This window comes from Cupriavidus sp. P-10 (assembly GCF_003402535.2).
In the GTDB taxonomy this organism is placed as follows: domain Bacteria; phylum Pseudomonadota; class Gammaproteobacteria; order Burkholderiales; family Burkholderiaceae; genus Cupriavidus.
The window spans coordinates 346269-363007 of sequence record NZ_AP025171.1; the positions used below are offsets into that span (position 1 = coordinate 346269).

General features: G+C 68.8%; 14 protein-coding genes. 6 read left to right on the forward strand and 8 right to left on the reverse strand.

Annotated elements, in window-relative coordinates:
- Positions 1–31 precede the first annotated feature (31 nt).
- Positions 32–1861 carry a gamma-glutamyltransferase family protein gene (locus CTP10_RS18730; protein ID WP_116318792.1) on the reverse strand — a complete coding sequence of 610 codons (1830 nt, stop codon included), beginning with the start codon at positions 1859–1861 and terminating at the stop codon, positions 32–34.
- A gap of 133 nt (positions 1862–1994) precedes the next feature.
- Between CTP10_RS18730 and CTP10_RS18735 the strand changes: the two genes are divergently transcribed.
- The 3 genes from CTP10_RS18735 to CTP10_RS18745 all read left to right on the forward strand — a co-directional run bounded on the left by CTP10_RS18735 (position 1995) and on the right by CTP10_RS18745 (position 4680).
- Entirely contained in the window at positions 1995–2948 is a 954-nt protein-coding gene (locus tag CTP10_RS18735; RefSeq protein ID WP_116318791.1) for a LysR family transcriptional regulator, read from the forward strand.
- Positions 2949–3034: 86 nt separating this feature from the next.
- Positions 3035–3643 (forward strand): glutathione S-transferase, encoded by a 609-nt coding sequence (locus CTP10_RS18740; RefSeq protein ID WP_116318790.1) that lies wholly within the window; start codon positions 3035–3037, stop codon positions 3641–3643.
- Between the two features lie 140 nt (positions 3644–3783).
- A complete protein-coding gene (locus CTP10_RS18745; RefSeq protein ID WP_116318950.1) occupies positions 3784–4680 on the forward strand; it encodes a GntR family transcriptional regulator in 897 nt (298 codons plus the stop codon).
- Here the strand turns inward: CTP10_RS18745 and dmpG are convergent.
- The 7 genes from dmpG to CTP10_RS18780 form a co-directional block, all read right to left on the reverse strand.
- Positions 4658–5707 carry a 4-hydroxy-2-oxovalerate aldolase gene (gene dmpG / locus CTP10_RS18750; protein WP_116318789.1) on the reverse strand — a complete coding sequence of 350 codons (1050 nt, stop codon included), beginning with the start codon at positions 5705–5707 and terminating at the stop codon, positions 4658–4660. The two genes, CTP10_RS18745 and dmpG, sit on opposite strands and share 23 nt — an antisense overlap.
- Before the next feature lie 14 nt (positions 5708–5721).
- On the reverse strand, positions 5722–6672 hold the full coding sequence (locus CTP10_RS18755) for an acetaldehyde dehydrogenase (acetylating) (RefSeq protein WP_116318788.1): 951 nt from the start codon (positions 6670–6672) through the stop codon (positions 5722–5724).
- A 20-nt stretch (positions 6673–6692) separates the two neighbouring features.
- Positions 6693–7700 carry a Bug family tripartite tricarboxylate transporter substrate binding protein gene (locus CTP10_RS18760; protein ID WP_116318787.1) on the reverse strand — a complete coding sequence of 336 codons (1008 nt, stop codon included), beginning with the start codon at positions 7698–7700 and terminating at the stop codon, positions 6693–6695.
- Between the two features lie 50 nt (positions 7701–7750).
- Positions 7751–8542 carry a 2-keto-4-pentenoate hydratase gene (gene mhpD / locus CTP10_RS18765; protein WP_116318786.1) on the reverse strand — a complete coding sequence of 264 codons (792 nt, stop codon included), beginning with the start codon at positions 8540–8542 and terminating at the stop codon, positions 7751–7753.
- A gap of 35 nt (positions 8543–8577) precedes the next feature.
- Entirely contained in the window at positions 8578–9519 is a 942-nt protein-coding gene (locus tag CTP10_RS18770) for a 3-carboxyethylcatechol 2,3-dioxygenase (RefSeq protein ID WP_116318785.1), read from the reverse strand.
- Position 9520: 1 nt separating this feature from the next.
- On the reverse strand, positions 9521–11425 hold the full coding sequence (locus tag CTP10_RS18775) for a bifunctional 3-(3-hydroxy-phenyl)propionate/3-hydroxycinnamic acid hydroxylase (RefSeq protein ID WP_116318784.1): 1905 nt from the start codon (positions 11423–11425) through the stop codon (positions 9521–9523).
- Positions 11426–11516: 91 nt separating this feature from the next.
- Complete coding sequence (locus tag CTP10_RS18780) at positions 11517–12455, reverse strand: alpha/beta fold hydrolase (RefSeq protein WP_116318783.1); 939 nt, start codon at positions 12453–12455, stop codon at positions 11517–11519.
- 141 nt (positions 12456–12596) lie between these two features.
- On the opposite strand from CTP10_RS18780, the gene CTP10_RS18785 reads away from it, so the two are divergent.
- From CTP10_RS18785 to CTP10_RS18795, 3 genes are all read left to right on the forward strand, one after another.
- Entirely contained in the window at positions 12597–13397 is an 801-nt protein-coding gene (locus CTP10_RS18785) for a DNA-binding transcriptional regulator (protein WP_116318782.1), read from the forward strand.
- Positions 13398–13695: 298 nt separating this feature from the next.
- Positions 13696–14949: an alpha/beta hydrolase gene (locus CTP10_RS18790; protein ID WP_199414558.1), complete on the forward strand. Its 1254-nt coding sequence runs from the start codon at positions 13696–13698 to the stop codon at positions 14947–14949.
- An 89-nt stretch (positions 14950–15038) separates the two neighbouring features.
- Positions 15039–16739 carry an AMP-binding protein gene (locus CTP10_RS18795; RefSeq protein ID WP_116318781.1) on the forward strand — a complete coding sequence of 567 codons (1701 nt, stop codon included), beginning with the start codon at positions 15039–15041 and terminating at the stop codon, positions 16737–16739.

Genomic DNA, 16739 nt, shown 5'->3' on the forward strand with positions numbered 1-16739 from the left:
GTCATGCATCGAATCGTCAGCGACGCATCGGTCAGCGACCCACTGCGTAGCCCTGCATGCCGCGCGGATTGGCGCCGGCGCGCAGCACCAGCCGCCCGCGCCCGTCGCGTTCGCGCGAGCATGCCGACATGCGGCCTTCGGACCAGGCCTCGCCCACGCGCACCTCATGCCCGCGTTCGCGCAGCGCCGCCAGCGTTGCCGCCGGGAAGCGCGATTCCACGCTGATGCGGTTGAGCACGGTCTGGCGCGGCCAGAACGAGCCCGGGAAATGGTCGATATGCCAGGCCGGCGCGTCGATCGCTTCCTGCAGGTTCATGCCATGGACCGCATGGCGCAGGAAGAATGCCAGCGACCACTGGTCCTGCTGGTCGCCGCCCGGGGTGCCGAACACCATGTAGGGCTCGCCGTCGCGCAGCGCCAGCGACGGCGACAGCGTGGTGCAGGGGCGCTTGCCGGGGGCCAGCGTGTTGGGCAGGCCCGGCTCCAGCCAGGTCATCTGCAGGCGGGTATTGAGCGCGAAGCCCAGCGTCGGGATGGTCGGGCTGGAGGACAGCCAGCCGCCCGACGGCGTGGCGGCGACCATATTGCCGTGGCGGTCGATCACGTCGATATGGCAGGTGTCGCCGACGAACAGCTCGCGTTCGGCCCATTCGGCCACCGGCGGCAGCTCGGCGAAGGTCGGCTCGCCCACGCCGAAGCGCACGTCGGCGCGCCGCAGCGTGCGTTCGGCCGCGCCCAGGTCGGGCAGGCGCGGCGCCATGCCGTTGAGCGTGCCGGGATCGATAGCCAGCGCCGCGCGTTCGCCGATGCGCTGCGCGCGCGCGGCCAGGTAGCCGTCGTCGAGCAGCGCGGCGAGCGGGCTGTGCGCGAAGCGGGGATCGCCGTACCACGCCAGGCGGTCGGCCATGGCCAGCTTGGTGGCCTCGGCAATGCGGTGCACGAATTCGGGGGAATCGGGCGCATGCTGCGCCAGCCCGGCGTGGCGCAGCATGCCGAGCTGCTGCAGGAACACCGGACCCTGGCTCCAGATGCCGCACTTGGCCACGGTGTGGCGGCCGAAGTCGAGCGTGACAGGATCCTCTTCCTCGGGTGTCCAGCCGGCCATGTCGTCATAGCGCAGCAGGCCGGTGTGCTTGTCGCCGGTGGTGTCGCGCACCGGCGTGTTGCGGCAGTACGCGTCGATTTCTTCGGCGACGAAGCCGCGGTACCAGCAATTCAGCGCGGCGTCGATCTGGCCGGTGCGGCTGTCGCTGCGGCGCTGGGCATCTTCGACGATGCGGGTGTAGGTATCGGCCAGCACCGGCAACGTGTGCAGGCTGCCCGGGCGCGGCACCTTGCCGTCCGGCAGCCAGGTGGCCGCCGAGCTGTGCCATTCGTCGCGGAACAGCGCCTGCACCGCCAGGATCGCGCGCGAGATCCGCGGCACCAGCGGGAAGCCGTCGCGCGCGTAGCCGATGGCGGGCGCCAGCACGTCGGCCAGCGACCACGTGCCGTGATCACGCAGCATCGTCAGCCATGCGCCGAAGGCGCCGGGGACGGTGGCCGGGACCAGGCCGATGCCCGGCATCAGCTCCAGGCCCTGCGCGCGCAGCGCGGCGGGATCGGCAAGCGCCGGCGCCGGGCCCTGGCCGCACAGGGTGCGCATGCGGCGCTCGCGCTCGCTCCAGAAAATGATCGGGACTTCGCCCCCGGGGCCGTTCAGGTGCGGCTCGACCACCTGCAGCACAAAGCCGGCCGCCGCGGCGGCGTCGAAGGCATTGCCGCCGCGTTCCAGCACGCCCATGGCGGTCTGCGTGGCCAGCCAGTGGGTGGAGGCGGCAACGCCAAAGGTGCCGACGATTTCGGGGCGGGTAGTGAACATGGATTGCAGCTCCGGTGATGCGAGCCAGTATAGGACTGGTGAATAACCACGATCGCCTGAATAGTTATCGTTGTATTACGATTTGGTTATACGACTGTCCGCCGACTGTTCTCCCTGTTTGCAGGAATTCCCCGTGTCCCTCGCCGCCCCCGACAAGCTGGTCCACAACCTCGTCTCGCGCCTGCGCCTCAGGCACCTGCCGCTGCTGCTGGCGCTGGAACGCCAGCGCTCGGTGTCGCGCGTGGCCGCGGAGCTGAACCTGTCGCAGCCCGCGGTCACCAAGACCCTGCGCGAGATCGAGGACATCTTCATGGTGCCGCTGTTCACCCGCACCCGGCGCGGCCTGGAGCCCACGCCCACGGGCCGCGCGGTGCTGGCGCATGCGCGGCTGACGCTGGCGGATACCGATGCGCTGGGTCGGGAGCTGGCGGCAATCGGTGCCGGCATGTCGGGGCGGCTGCGCATCGGCGTGATTCCGTTTATCAGCCGTACCGTCCTCGATGCCGCCTGCAGCTTTGGCCTGACCCAGTCGCCGCGGGTCTCGGTGCTGGTGCGCGAGGGCACCACCGACGAGCTGGTGGCGGCGCTGCGCGAGCACGAGCTGGATTGCGTGGTGGCGCGCACCTTCTACGCGCCCGGCGCGGACATCGCCCAGCAGCCGCTGTATCGCGAGGAGCCGGCGCTGGTGGTGCCCGCCGGTGCCGCCAGCCGGCTCGGGCGCGGGCCGCTCGACTGGCGCCGGCTGGCCGAACGCGACTGGATCCTGCCGCCGCCGAACACGCCGATCCGGCGCACCATCAACACCATCTTCGCGGTGGCCGGCGTGGCGCAGCCGGTGCCGATCGTCGAGACCTACTCGATCAAGACCATGGCCACGCTGCTGCGCAACCACGCGGCGGCCACCACCATCGTGCCGCGCGCGGTGGCCGGGGAGCTGGTCGAGGGCGGGGGCGCGGCGGTCTTGCCGCATGCGCTGAGCTGGGACTTGCCGCCGGTGGGGGTGATGTGGCGGCGGCAGGCGCTGGAGGATGATGTGGTGGTGTCGCTGGTGGCGACGTTGGGCAGCCTGAAATGGGCGGAAGGGTGAGGACGCTGGCATTGCCGCCAAGGCTCGGCGATCATAAGCAGCTTCACGTCCCGCATTGCCCTCAACCCCAACCCGGAGCAATACCCATGCGACTCATCGGCATGCTCGATTCCCCCTACGTGCGCCGTGTCGCCATCACGCTGCGCCTGCTGGGTTTGCCGTTCACCCACGAATCCATTTCCGTGTTCCGCACCTTCGACCAGTTCCGCGCCATCAACCCGGTGGTCAAGGCGCCGTCGCTGGTGTGCGACAACGGCGTGGTGCTGATGGACTCGACCCTGATCATCGACTACGCCGAAGCGCTGTCCGGCCGCAGCCTGATGCCTGCGTCGCTGGACGAGCGCCAGCGCGCGCTGCGCACCATCGGCCTGGCGCTGGCTGCCAGCGAGAAGGCAGTGCAGCACGTGTACGAGCACAACCTGCGGCCGGCGGAGAAGGTGCACCAGCCGTGGGTCGAGCGCGTCGACGGCCAGCGTGCCAGCGCCTTTGCGCTGCTGGAAGACGAAATCGCCCGCATGCCTGTGCCGGCCGACGAGGCGGCCGTGACCCAAGCCACGCTGACCGCGGGCGTGGTGTGGACCTTCACCCAGGCGCTGCTGCCCGGCCACGTCGACCGGGCGGCGCACCCGGCGCTGGCGGCGCTTGCGGCGCAGCTCGAAAGCTTTCCTGCTTTTAGCGCGCTGCCCCACGCATGACAGCTCCCGGGAGCCCGGCCGCCGATTGCGGTAAGCTTCTGGCGCACCCATCGCTCCCGCCTGGCCGGCTCCGCCGGGTGACGCCGCCAACACAGGCAGCGCCCCGGCGCCAGATGCAAGCCGCACCATGGCCGCAGACCATGAACCACGACCGATCCATTGCCACCCAGATCGTTGCGCTGATCCAGGCCGAAGGCCTGACCGTCGGCGCGCACCTGCCGGCGCAAATGCTGGCCGACAAGCTGCGCGTATCGCGCTCGCCCGTCAACGAGGCGCTCGCGCTGCTGCACGAGAAGGGCGTGCTTACGCGCGAGAAAAACCGCGGCTTCTTCCTGGCGCAGCCGGTCGCGGCGCCGGCCGCGGAGTTTGCCTCGCAGCTGGGCCTGGCCGAGCCCGACCTGGCCAGCGCGGCCTATTTCCAGATCGCGGAAGACTTGCTGCAAGGGTCCCTGGAAATGGAGGTCTCCGAGCAGCACCTGCGGCAGCGCTACGGCCTGACCGCCACCCAGCTCAGCACCGTGCTCAAGCGGATTGCGCAGGAGGGCTGGGGCGAGCGCAAGCCCGGCTATGGCTGGGAGTTCTCGTCGATGCTGACCACGCCCGATTCGCTGCTGCAGTCCTACCGGCTGCGGCTGGCGCTGGAGCCGGCCGCGCTGCTCGAACCCACCTACCGGCTCGAGCCGCAGGCGATCGAGCGGCTGCGCGCCGCCGAGCGGCACCTGCTGGAAGGCGGCATCGAGACCGACAGCGCCGACCAGCTGCACGACCGCGGCGTGCGCTTCCATGAAACGCTGGTCGAGGCGTCGGGCAACGCGTTTTTCATCGACACCATCCGGCGTGTCAACCGCGTGCGCCGGCTGCTGTCCTACCGCTCGATGCGGGATCGCGAGCGCTACCCGGAACACGCCAGGCAGCACCTGCACGTGCTGGACCTGCTCGCGCGCGAGCGCAACGAGGAAGCCTCGGAGGCGATGCGCGAGCACCTGCAGCACACGCTCAACGCGCTGGCGCAGATCAGCCGGCTGCTCGAGCCGTAGCCGATTCTGTCGGCGGCTGGCTCAGCAGGTCCAGCGCCACGTCCACGATCATGTCTTCCTGCCCGCCGACCATGCGCCGGCGCCCCAGCTCGACCAGCACGTCGACGGTCTTCAGGCCATAGCGCGCCGCGGCCGCTTCGCTGTGGCGCAGGAAGCTGGAATACACCCCCGCATAGCCCAGCGCCAGTGTCTCGCGGTCGACCCGCACCGGCCGGTCCTGCAGCGGGCGCACCAGGTCGTCAGCGGCGTCCATCAGCCGGTACAGGTCGGTGCCGTGATGCCAGCCCATGCGCTCGGCGGCGGCGATAAACACTTCCAGCGGCGCATTGCCCGCGCCCGCGCCCATGCCGGCCAGGCTGGCGTCGATGCGGTCGCAGCCTTCCTCCACCGCGACGATGCTGTTGGCCACGCCCAGGCTCAGGTTGTGGTGCGCGTGCATGCCGGTCAGCGTTTCGGGCTTGAGCACATCCTTGAACGCCCGGAAGCGGTCGCGCACGCCATCCATGGTCAGCGCGCCGCCGGAGTCGACCACGTAGCAGCAGGTCGCGCCGTAGCTCTCCATCAGCCTGGCCTGCTGCGCCAGCTGCTGCGGCGTGGTCATGTGGCTCATCATCAGGAAGCCGACCGCTTCCATGCCCAGCTCGCGCGCCGCCTCGATATGCTGGCGCGAGATGTCGGCCTCGGTGCAGTGCGTGGCCACGCGCACGATGCGCGCGCCGGCCTGGCAGGCGTCCTTGAGGTCGTGGACGGTGCCGATGCCGGGCAGCAGCAGCGTGGCGATCCTGGCGTGGCTGACCACGTCGGCGACGGCCTCGATCCACTCCAGGTCGGTATGCGCGCCGAAGCCATAGTTGAAGCTGGAGCCTTGCAGCCCGTCGCCGTGCGCGACTTCGATCGAATCGACGCCGGCCTGGTCAAGTGCCGCGGCGATCTGGCGGACCTGCGCCACGCTGTACTGGTGGCGGATGGCGTGGCTGCCGTCGCGCAGCGTCACGTCGGAGATATAGAGTTTCTTGTCGGTGCTCATGGCGTGGTTCCTGTTCAGGCCGCGGCGGACTCGGCGAGCATGGCTTCGGCCATGCTCTCGGCGGTGTTCAGCGCGGCGCTGGTCATGATGTCCAGGTTGCCGGCGTAGGCGGGCAGGTAGTGCGCGGCGCCCTCGACTTCAAGGAACACCGTGGTTTTCAGGCCGGCAAGGCGTCCCAGCCCCGGGATATTGAGCGGCGCGTCCGCGGTGATTGCCTCGAACTGCACCGCCTGCTTGAGGCGGTAGCCCGGCACATAGCGCTGCACGTCGGCGGCCATGCACGCCACCGATTCGGCAATGGCGTCCTGGTCGGCCGGTTCGCTCAGGCAGTACACGGTGTCGCGCATGAGCAGCGGCGGCTCGGCCGGGTTCAGCACGATGATGGCCTTGCCGCGGCGCGCGCCGCCCACCTGCTCGATGGCGCGCGAGGTGGTTTCGGTGAATTCGTCGATATTGGCGCGCGTGCCGGGGCCGGCGCTCTTGCTGGAGATGCTGGCGACGATCTCCGCGTAGTGCACCGGCGCCACGCGCGATACCGCCGCCACCATCGGGATGGTGGCCTGGCCGCCGCAGGTGACCATGTTGACGTTGGGCGCGTCCAGGTGCGCGGCGCCGTTAACCACCGGGATGCAGTACGGGCCGATCGCCGCCGGGGTCAGGTCGACCATGCGCAGCGCCGGGCGCAGCGCGCGCAGGAAGGCGTCGTTCTTCACGTGCGCGCCGGCGCTGGTGGCATCGAAGACGATGTCGATGTCGCCGAATACCGGCAGCCGGCTCAGCCCTTCCACGCCTTCATGCGTGGTGGCCACGCCCATGCGGGCCGCGCGGGCCAGGCCGTCGGAGGCGGGGTCGATGCCGACCATCGCGCCCATCTCGACCTGCCGGCCATGCCGCAGGATCTTGATCATCAGGTCGGTGCCGATATTGCCCGAGCCGATGATGGCGGCTTTGAGCTTGCGCGTCATAGGGATTCTCCTTGGATGGGTTACTCGACACTGGCGCCGCTGGCCTTGACCAGCGGGGTCCAGCGCGTGCTTTCGCTGGCGAGGAAGGTGCCGAACTGCTGCGGGTTCATGGGCATGGGATCGAGGCCCTGGTCGGCGAAGCGCCTGGCCACTTCCGGGGCCTTGAGCGCCTTCAACGCGGACTCATTGAGCCGTGCGACCACGGCATCTGGCGTGCCGCTGCGCACCACCATGCCGAACCACACGCCGGCATCCAGGCCGGGCACGCCCAGCTCGGCGAGCGTGCGCACATCGGGCAGGCTGGCCGAGCGCTTGCTCGACGCGATTGCCAGCGCCTTGACCTTGCCGCCCTTGATCAGTGGCGAGGTGGTGATGACCGGGTCGAACATCATGTCGACCTGGCCCGCCATCACGTCCTGCAGTGCGGGCGCGGAGCCCTTGTAGGCAACGTGGGTGAACTTGCCGCCAGCCTTGTCGCCGAACAGGCCGCCGAGCAGGTGTCCGATCGAGCCGATACCCTGCGAGGCGTAGTTCACTCCGTCCGAGCGCGACTTGGCCAGCGCGACCAAGTCTTTTACCGAATTGGCCGGGCTGTTCTGCGGCACCACCAGCACCAGCGGCGATGCCGCCAGCGCCGTCACCGGCTTGAAGTCCTTGAGCGGGTCGTACGAGAAATTGCGGTACAGGCCCGGGTTGATCGCAAACATCTCGGTGGCCGCGACGAACACCGTATGCCCGTCCGGCTCGGCGCGCTTGACCGCCAGCGCGGCGATCTGCCCGCCGCCGCCGGGGCGGTTCTCCACGATCACCGGCTTGCCGAGGTCGCCCTGCATCTGCTGCGCGACCTGGCGCGCGATCATGTCGGTGATGCCGCCTGCCGGGAACGGGACCACGATGGTGACGGGGCGGGTTGGGAAGGCGGGCGCTTGCGTTGTCGCTGCGCCGGCGCTGCCGATCAGGGCGGCGCCGATGGCAAAGGGGGCGAGCAGCCTAACCAGCAGGCGATGGTTGCGATGGGGGCGTTGCATGCTTGTCTCCGTTTCTCTGTCGTTATGGGTTGAATGCTTCCGGGGGCGTGTCAGCTGTCGGCGAACTTCGCGCGCACCGTGCCGACGCCGGCGATATGCGCCTCATAGGTCTTGCCGGCCTGCGCCGGCACCATCGGCCCCAGCGCTCCGGTCAGCACCAGGTCGCCGGCGCGCAGCGGATCGCGCAGGCTGGCCAGCTTGCGCGCCAGCCACACTGCAGCGTTGAGCGGATGGCCCAGGCAAGCGGCGCCGTTGCCTTGCGAGACGCGTTCGTCGCCGCACCGCATCTCCATCTCGACGGCCTTCAGGTCCAGCCCGGACAGTGGCACCGGCACCGCGCCCAGCACGACCAGCCCGCTGGAAGCGTTATCGGCCACGGTGTCGACATACGAGATGTCCCAGTTGGCGATGCGGCTCCCGACCACCTCGATCGCCGGCAGCACGTAGTCCACCGCGCCCAGCACGTCTAGCACCGTGGCATCGGCCACGTCGAGGTCGCGGCGCAGCACCAGCGCCACCTCGGCCTCGACCTTGGGCTGCAGCGTGCGCGCCATCGGGATCGGCTCGTCGTCGCCGTAGACCATGTCTGCAAACAGGGTGCCGAAGTCGGGCTGGTCCACGCCCAGCTGGCGCTGCACCGCGGGCGAGGTCAGGCCGATCTTGCGGCCGACCACGCGGCGACCTGCCGCTTGCCAGACGGCGACGTTGGCGCGTTGCACGGCATAGGCGGTGGCCGCGTCATCGGCGGCGATTTCGCCGCGCAGCGGCGGCACCGGCGCGCGCCTGCGTTCGGCTTCGCGCAGGCGAGCGGCGAGGGCGAGGATGGTTTCCTGGTCGGGCATGGCTGTTGTCCTTGTGATGGGTCAGGGGGCTGCGTTCAGCGGGCAGGCGCGGCGTGCATCAGCGCGAAGCCGGCGATCCATTCCGGGATCGGGCGGTAGTAGTCCAGTTCGGCGCGGTAGGCGCCGCTCGCCGCGAGCGCGGCAAAGGCGGCGATCCAGGTGCGCACCTCATGGGCCGATTTGCCGGCGTCGCGCGTAATGCCGTCGTTGGTCATGCTGTCGACCCGGGCCAGTTCGCCACTGGCGAGCAGCGCCAGGAACGCGCGGTCCCAGTCAGGGTTGAGCGCATGCAGTTGGCTGTCGCCGCCGGCAAAGGCGCGCGCGGCGGCCACGGTGCGCTCCTGCCGCGCCTGGCGTGAAGCCGGCGGCGGGTTGCGTCCCGCGATCAGCCGTTCCGCCACCTCCGCGCTGGCGCCGGCGATCTCCGGCACTGGCGGCTCGTGCGAGATGCCGCCGGAGCCGACCACCAGCACGCGCTTGCCCAGGCCCGCCAGGTAGCGGCCGATGGCATCGCCCAGCAGCCGCGCGCGGCGGCAGCTTGCCATCGGCGGCGCGACCGAGTTGATGAAGACCGGGATCACCGGGTAGCGGCCGAGCGCGCCGGTCAGCACTTCCAGCGCCTGCGCGCAGCCGTGGTCGACCTGCATGCGGTACGACACCGCCACGTCGAGGTCCTGCGCCATCACCGCTTCGGCCAGGCCGAGCGCCACGTCCTGCGGCACGTCGAGCGGACCGGCGAGGCTGTTGAAGTCGCCGATGGCGCTGGCGGCCACGCCGACACAGAACGGCGGCATCACGTCATAGAAGAAGCCGTTGTAGTGGTCGGGCGCAAACACCACCACCAGTTCGGGATCAAAGGCTTCCACGCGGGCGCGCGCCGCGGCCTGCAGGCGCTCGACTTCGGCCACGATTTCCGGCGCGGGGTCGTAGTAGCCGTGCAGCGGCGTATGCGACAGGCATTCAAGATGGACCGGCATGTCAGGCTCCTGCGGCAAGCTGCCGGACGGCGGCGGCCTGGGTGTCGTACGAAGGCGCGGCGGTGCGGGCGGCGGCACGCGTATCGGTTTCCCCGGTTTCCTCGGCTTCCTCGGCTTCCTCGGCAGCCGGGGTGCGCAAGGCCAGCTTGCGCGCCAGCGCCACCACCGATTCCGAGACCTGTTGCGGCGAGCACATGCCCGCGACGAAGCGGTCGGGCCGCAGCAGCACCACCGAGCCGGGCTGGTTGCCGAACCAGTCCTTGAGCCGGCCGTGCGCGTCGCCCACGGCGATCACGCCGTCGGGCACGTCGTCGCGGTATTCGAGCTGCGGGTCCGGCTTGGCCAGCACGAACACGCCGCCAAGCTGGCGCCACACCGCGCGTGCCTGCGCGGTCAGGCCGAAGGTGGGATCGGTGCCCCAGCCAAGGATGGCGAAGCGGTTGCCGATCACGTCGTCGAGGCGCTCGACGGTATTGGCTTCGGTGCGCACCAGCGGCTGGATGAACATGCGGCCCACCGGCGAGTTGCCGGCCGGGTCGCGGCCATGCACCAGACGTCCGGCCAGCGACTCGCGCTTCTCGCTCATCAGCCCCAGCAGACGGCCCAGCGCGGAGTTGCCAGAGCGCTCCAGCCAGCGCGCCAGCAGGCCGGGATGCGAAGGAAGGCGCTGGCCTTCGGGCAAGAGCACGACGCCTTGCTCGTAGCGCGGCATCGGCTTGAAGCGCATCTCGACAAAGTACTGCTTGACCGCGGGGAACCGGTTCAGCACCCTGGTCAGCCCATCGCGCAGCGCCGACCCCGCGCGGCTGGCAGGCGCGAAGATATCGCCGGCCACTTCCGACAGGTGGATCATCGAACGCGCATGGGCGCGGCGCTCGGCGGTGTAGGTGTCGAGCAGCGCATCGCCGGCCTGGCCCTTGACCACCATCGCCAGCTTCCAGCCCAGGTTGCTGGCGTCGCGGATGCCACTGTTGTAGCCCTGGCCCTGCCACACCGGCATGATGTGCGCGGCATCGCCCGCCAGCAGCACGCGGCCGGCGCGGAAGTCGCGCGCCAGGCGTGCGTTGTGCGTATAGACGCGCTGGCGGATGTAGTCGACCTTGTCCGGGTCGGCGACGACCTTGCGGATCAGTGCGGCCATGTTCTCGGGGCGCGACAGTTCTTCCTCGGTCTCGCCGGGCATGACCATGAACTCGAAGCGGCGGATGCCGTGCGGCAGCGCGGCCGACACATAGGGCCGCTCGGGGTCGCAATGCATGTAGATGTGCGGCGTACCGATCGGGTCATTGCGCACGTCCACCACGATCCACTGGTTGGGCTTGGTGCGGCCTTCGAACGGCATGTCGAGCGCGCGTCGCACCAGGCTGTTGCCGCCGTCCGCACCGACCATGTAGGCGGCACGGATGCGCACCGGCCGGCCGGCGTCGTCGGCGGCATCGACCTGCACGCCGTGGTCGTCATGCGTGAACGACGACACGCCGTGGCCCAGCAGCGTGCGCACATGCGGGAAGCGCTGCAGGCCCTCGAACAGGATGCGGTCGGCCAGCGGCTGGATAAAGGCATTGCGGCGCGGCCAGCCGAACTCGTCGGTGCGCGGCTCGATCGACGCAAAGCAGCGCCCGCCCGCGGTGACGAAGCGCATCCAGTGATTGGGCGTGGTGTGCGGCAGCAGCGTCTGCGCCAGCCCGACCGACTGGAACACGCGCAGCGCTTCGTCGTCCAGGCCGATGGCACGCGGATAGTCGATGATCTGCGCGAGCTTTTCCACCAGCACCACGCTGACGCCCTGCAGGCCGAGGATATTGGCGATCATCAGGCCGACCGGCCCGGCACCGACGATGGCGACGTCGCAATCGAAAGTGTCGGGACGAGCGTCGCCGCCCGCCATGGCGATGGCGTGGGTCATGTCTGTCTCCGTTTTATGTTGTGGGTGTCCGGGCGCGGCCCGGACCGTCAGGGATGCGCGCAGCGCGGCCGTCAGGGATGCGCGTAGCGCATCAGACCGTGGTCGCCTCGGGCACCGGCTTGCCGAGCAGGAAGTCCAGGTGGATGCGGTTGAAGGTGTCGGCATCCTCGAACTGCGGCCAGTGGCCGCAGCCCTCCATCACCGTGAACAGCGCGCCGGGAATCATGGTGGCGATGCGGCGGCCTTCGGAGACATCGGCGGTGGGATCGTCGGAGGTCCACAGCACCAGCGTCGGCGCCTGGATGCGGCCGTAGTCGCCGGCACGCAGGATGTTGCGCTGGCGCGTCTCCATGTCCTGCAGGATCATGTTGCCGCGCTGCGCCTCGACCATGCCGGGCTGCGCATAGATCGCCTGGCGCGTGGCAACGAGGTCGTCGAAGACCCTGGACTTGTCGGCCATCAGCCATTCCACGCGGGCCTTGATGAAGTCCCAGCTCGGGTCTTCGACCGCGCGCATCGACAGCGTCTTCAGGCGTTCCATCACCACCGGGTCGGCTTGCGAGCCGCCTGCGGTGTTCAGCACCAGACGCTCGACGCGCTCGGGATGGTCGATCGCCAGTTGCGAGGCGACCCAGCCGCCCAGCGATTCGCCGCTGAACGAGGCGCGTTCGATGTCGAGCGCATCGAGCACGCGGATCACGTGGTCCACGTAGGCCGACACCTCGCGCGGGCCATCGGGCTTGTCGGTCCAGCCGTGGCCGATCATGTCGATGGCCCAGACGTCGAAGTGCTCGGCGTGCGCCTTCAGGTTGCGCACATAGGCCTCGGCGTGGCCGCCGACGCCGTGCAGCAGGATCAGCGCGGGCTTGCTGCGATCGCCGGCGTGCAGGTAGCGTGTCTGGATGCCGCCGGCATCGAGCCAGCCCTGGGTGAAGCTGACGCCGCGCAGGTCGGCCCAGATGCTCTGGAACGGCTTGGCGGCGGGGGAGGAAGTGTTGGGGGCGGTGGCCGGGGCGGCTTGCGTCGACATCGGTTGTCTCCAGGTTCTGTGCAGGGTGCCTGCATTCGGGGGGCTTGCTTTGAACGGAAGTCTAGAGACCGCGTTGCTCGCGGCAAAAAAAATGTGCAAACTGTGCAAGGAGTGCACAGCATTGATTTAAAAGGACTTTTTATGGCGCTGGAGCGGGATGCCATTTACGCCAATGTCAGGGGACTGACGCGCGGCCTGGATGTGCTGCGCGCGCTGAACCGCATGGAAAGCGGGCGCGCAACGGCCCAGCAACTGGCGCAAGAGACGGGGCTGCACCGCACCACGGTGCGGCGCCTGCTGGAGACACTGGTGGGGCAGGGTTTCGTTCGGCGCAGCGAGTCTGACGACACCTTCCGCCTGACGCTGCAGGTGCGCACGCTCAGCGAGGGCTTCACCGACGACGAGTGGATCTCCACCACCGCCGCGCCGCTGATGGGCGAACTGCTGCAGCAAGTGGTGTGGCCCTCCGACCTGACCACGCCCGACGGCGACGCGATGATCATCCGCGAGACCACGCACCGCTTCAGCCCGCTGTCGTTCCACCGCGCCATGGTCGGGCGGCGGCTGCCGATGCTGCTGACGGCGTCAGGGCGCGCGTACTTTGCCAACTGCACCGAGGCCGAGCAGGAGAGCGTCGTCGCGATGCTGCGCGCTGGTGCCGGCGGCGAGCGGCAGGCCGCGCTTGCGAGCGATGCGCAGTTCGTGCAGAACCTGGTGAAGCGTGTGCGGGAGGACGGCTTCAGCACCAATCATGGGGACTGGAGCGAACAGCGCAACATCAGTGCCATTGCGGTGCCGCTGCGTGCGGGCGAGCGCGTGCTCGGCAGCCTGAACGTGGTTTATCTGTCGCGTGCGCTCAAGCCGGCCGAGGCGGAGGCGAAGTTCGTGGCGCCGCTGGCCAGCATTGCGGGCAAGATCGCGGCGGGCCTTGCAGGGGACTGAGCGGACTGGCGCCTCCTTGTAAGGATCGGACTTCCGGGAAGGATCCGGTTTGGTTTTTTGTGTTGTGTGTTGTGTGTTGTGTGCTGCGTGCTGCGGCTGGGCATCTGGCGGATATTTGATATGTCCTGTTCCGCCCTTTAGGGCGGAACCGGGCGTATCAAATATCCACCAGATGCCAAGCCGGAGGCACAACACACCCACCCCGCCAAGCCCCCAAGGTTTACCATTATTTGACGCGATATCAAATAAATCCTACATTATTGAGACGGTATCATTTACCACCCAACAAGGAGCCCCCGTGACCGACCAAGACAAGCCACAAGTAACCGCAGGCATGCGCGGCGCCTCGTGGGACACCCGCCTGATGTCCCGTCCGTACCAGATGGTCCCCTATGCGCTCACCACGGCAGATGGCCAGCGCACGCTAGGCTTCCTGTTCACGGTCACCGGAAAAGAAAAAACCGTCGTCTCCCTGATGCACCCCCGCGAAATGGCCATCACCCACTACCTGGTGCCATTCGTGCTGGACGCCGGCTGCGCCTGCTGGGTCCAGGGCCCGCGCTCGATCGGCAACGATCTGCGCCTGGAGCATGAACTCGCCTTGCTCGACGTAGCCGCCGGCATGACCCACTTGCGCGAGCTCGGCTACGAGCGCATCGTGCTGCTAGGCAACTCCGGCGGCGCGGGACTGTATGCCTTCTACAACCAGCAATCGCAAGCGGCCCCCGACCAGCGCATCGCCCGCACGCCAGGCGGCCGCCCGACCAACCTGGCCGAAGCCCCGATGCCAGTGGTCGACGGCATGATCCTCGTCTCGCCGCACCCCGGCCAGGGCAAATTGCTGATGAGCGGCCTCGACCCCTCCGTCGTCGACGAGAACGACCCCATGCAAACCGACCCGTCGCTCGACCCGTTCTCCGCCGCCAACGGTTTTGACGCCGCCGCCGGCCGCGGCACCTATGCGCCGGACTTCATCGCTCGCTACCGGGACGCGCAGGAAAAACGCGTGGCCCGCATCGACAACCGCGCCCGCGCACTCCTCAAGGCCAAGCAGGAAGCGCGGCAGCGCATCAAGGCCGGCAGCGGCACCGAAGCCGACCGCCGCGTGGCCGCGCATGCCCCTATCTTCGAGGTCTGGCGCACCGATGCCGACCTGCGCTCGTGGGACATCTCGCTTGATCCCTCGGATCGCAAGACCGGCTCGCTGTGGGGCAAGGACCCGTTCGTGTCGAACTGGGGCAGCGTCGGCTTCGGCCGCGTGGTCACGCCGGAGTCGTGGCTGTCGACGTGGTCCGGGCTGTCGTCGAATGCCGCGCTCGACAAGACCCTCGACGCGCTGCACCAGCCCACGCTGCTGCTGGAATACACCGGCGACCAGTGCACCTTCCCGGCCGACATCGAAGCGATCTACCGCCAGATCCCCGGCACGCGCAAGCAGCTCCTGCGCGTGCGGGGCAACCACCACGGCATGGCGCTGAGCCGGGACGAGGAACCGGGGCAGCGCATCGCCGGCCGCCACATCGTTGCCTGGCTGCGCGAGAACATGAACTAACCGGCAAGCATCCACCAGGGCCAGCGCGCACGTCGCCCCCCGACATCAAGCGCGCGGCTCCGACCATCGACTACAAAGGGTAGAGACACATGCTGCAGAACCACACCGTCCGTCCGCCGCAATTGCTGGAGGGAGTCAGGTATCCGGATGAAGACCGCCTGCGCCGCTATGTCGCCGAAGGCGTGCTGACCGGCGAATCCCTGGCGGGCGCCTTCCGTGAATCGTTCGAACGCCATGCAGACCGCCTGGCGCTGGTGGGCCCCGAAGGCGAGCTGACCTATCGCCAGCTTGACGAGCAGACCGACCGCCTGGCCGCCGCGCTGCTGGCGCTCGGCCTGAAGCCGCTGGACCGCGCCGTGTTCCAGTGCGGCAACTGCAATGAACTGCTGCTGGCGTTCTTCGCCTGCCTGAAGGCCGGCATCATCCCGCTGTGCTCGCTGCAGGCCTTCCGCAAGCTGGAGATCGGCTACCTGGGCAACCTGTGCGAAGCGCGGCTGCACCTGGTGCAGGGCGACGATTCCAAGTTTGACGATGTGGCTTTTGCCGAAGAAATGCAGGCCGAGGTGCCGAGCCTTGCCCATATCCTGCAGGCGCGCGGCGAGCGTCGTGGCAAGGCAGTGTTGATTGCCGACCTGATCCAGGAGATGCCGCTGGCGCGGGCGCGCGAACTGCTCGCCGGCGTGCGGCACGATCCCTTCCAGGTGGCGGTGTTCCAGCTTTCCGGCGGTACCACCGGCGTGCCCAAGATCATCCCGCGCTTCCAGAACGAATACCTGTACAACATGCGCGCGGTGGCCGCGTGCAACGGCTACACGCAGGAAGACGTGCTGTTCTTCCCCACGCCGTACATGCACAACCTGAACATGGGTTGCTTCTTCGGCCCGTTCCTGCTCGCCGGTGCGACCGTCACCGTGACGCCTGACATCGGCGAGGAGAACCTGCAGCGGCTGGTGCGCGACTACCGCCCGACCTGGTTCGGCGTCGCCGGCCCGATCCTGACGCGGATCGCGCCGGAGCTGGCCAAGGCCGGTGCGGCCGAGCGCGCGCGCCGCAACTTCGTCGCGCCCAAGAATGCCGCGGGGCTGACACGGCTGACCGGCTCGCCGACGCACCATATCTTCGGCATGACCGAGGGCGTGATCATGTTCGCGCGCCGCGACGATCCGCAGGAGATCCGCGATACCTCGGTCGGCAGTCCGGTGTCCGAGCATGACGAAGTGAAGATCGTCCATCCCGGCACCGAGGATCCGGTGCCCGACGGCGAGGCCGGCGAGGCGCTGTTCCGCGGCCCGTACACGATCCTCGGCTACTACAAGTCAGAGAAGGAAGATGTGACGCGCTTTACCGCCGACGGCTTCTACCGCTCCGGCGACCTGATGTCGGCGCGCGTGGTCGACGGGCGCCGCTATTACTTCTTCTGCGGCCGCATCAAGGACGTGGTCGACCGCGGTGGCGAGAAGATCAATGCGGAAGAGCTGGAGAACGTGATCAACCTGCATCCGGCGGTGCTCGCCTGCGCCGTGGTGGGCATGCCCGACCGCATCTACGGCGAGCGCGTGTGCGCGTTCATCGTGCCCAAGCCGCCGGCTACCAGCCTGTCGCTGCCGCAGCTGACCCAGTACCTGCACGAAGCGGGCCTCGCCAAATTCAAGTGGCCGGAGCGGCTGGAGGTTGTGCGGGAATTCCCGCTGACCGCCTCCGGCAAGCTCAGCAAGGCGCTGCTGCGAGAGCAGATTATCCAGACGCTCGAGGCCGAGGCGGCCCGTGGCAACACCAACGAAGGGAAGTGA

What these genes read in the sequence shown, in the direction of transcription:
- CTP10_RS18730 (WP_116318792.1), bottom strand. Translation starts at nt 1,861, where the DNA reads ATGTTCACTACCCGCCCCGAAATCGTCGGCACCTTTGGCGTTGCCGCC.
- CTP10_RS18740 (WP_116318790.1), top strand. Translation starts at nt 3,035, where the DNA reads ATGCGACTCATCGGCATGCTCGATTCCCCCTACGTGCGCCGTGTCGCC.
- CTP10_RS18745 (WP_116318950.1), top strand. Translation starts at nt 3,784, where the DNA reads ATGAACCACGACCGATCCATTGCCACCCAGATCGTTGCGCTGATCCAG.
- dmpG (WP_116318789.1), bottom strand. Translation starts at nt 5,707, where the DNA reads ATGAGCACCGACAAGAAACTCTATATCTCCGACGTGACGCTGCGCGAC.
- CTP10_RS18755 (WP_116318788.1), bottom strand. Translation starts at nt 6,672, where the DNA reads ATGACGCGCAAGCTCAAAGCCGCCATCATCGGCTCGGGCAATATCGGC.
- CTP10_RS18760 (WP_116318787.1), bottom strand. Translation starts at nt 7,700, where the DNA reads ATGCAACGCCCCCATCGCAACCATCGCCTGCTGGTTAGGCTGCTCGCC.
- mhpD (WP_116318786.1), bottom strand. Translation starts at nt 8,542, where the DNA reads ATGCCCGACCAGGAAACCATCCTCGCCCTCGCCGCTCGCCTGCGCGAA.
- CTP10_RS18770 (WP_116318785.1), bottom strand. Translation starts at nt 9,519, where the DNA reads ATGCCGGTCCATCTTGAATGCCTGTCGCATACGCCGCTGCACGGCTAC.
- CTP10_RS18775 (WP_116318784.1), bottom strand. Translation starts at nt 11,425, where the DNA reads ATGACCCACGCCATCGCCATGGCGGGCGGCGACGCTCGTCCCGACACT.
- CTP10_RS18780 (WP_116318783.1), bottom strand. Translation starts at nt 12,455, where the DNA reads ATGTCGACGCAAGCCGCCCCGGCCACCGCCCCCAACACTTCCTCCCCC.
- CTP10_RS18785 (WP_116318782.1), top strand. Translation starts at nt 12,597, where the DNA reads ATGGCGCTGGAGCGGGATGCCATTTACGCCAATGTCAGGGGACTGACG.
- CTP10_RS18795 (WP_116318781.1), top strand. Translation starts at nt 15,039, where the DNA reads ATGCTGCAGAACCACACCGTCCGTCCGCCGCAATTGCTGGAGGGAGTC.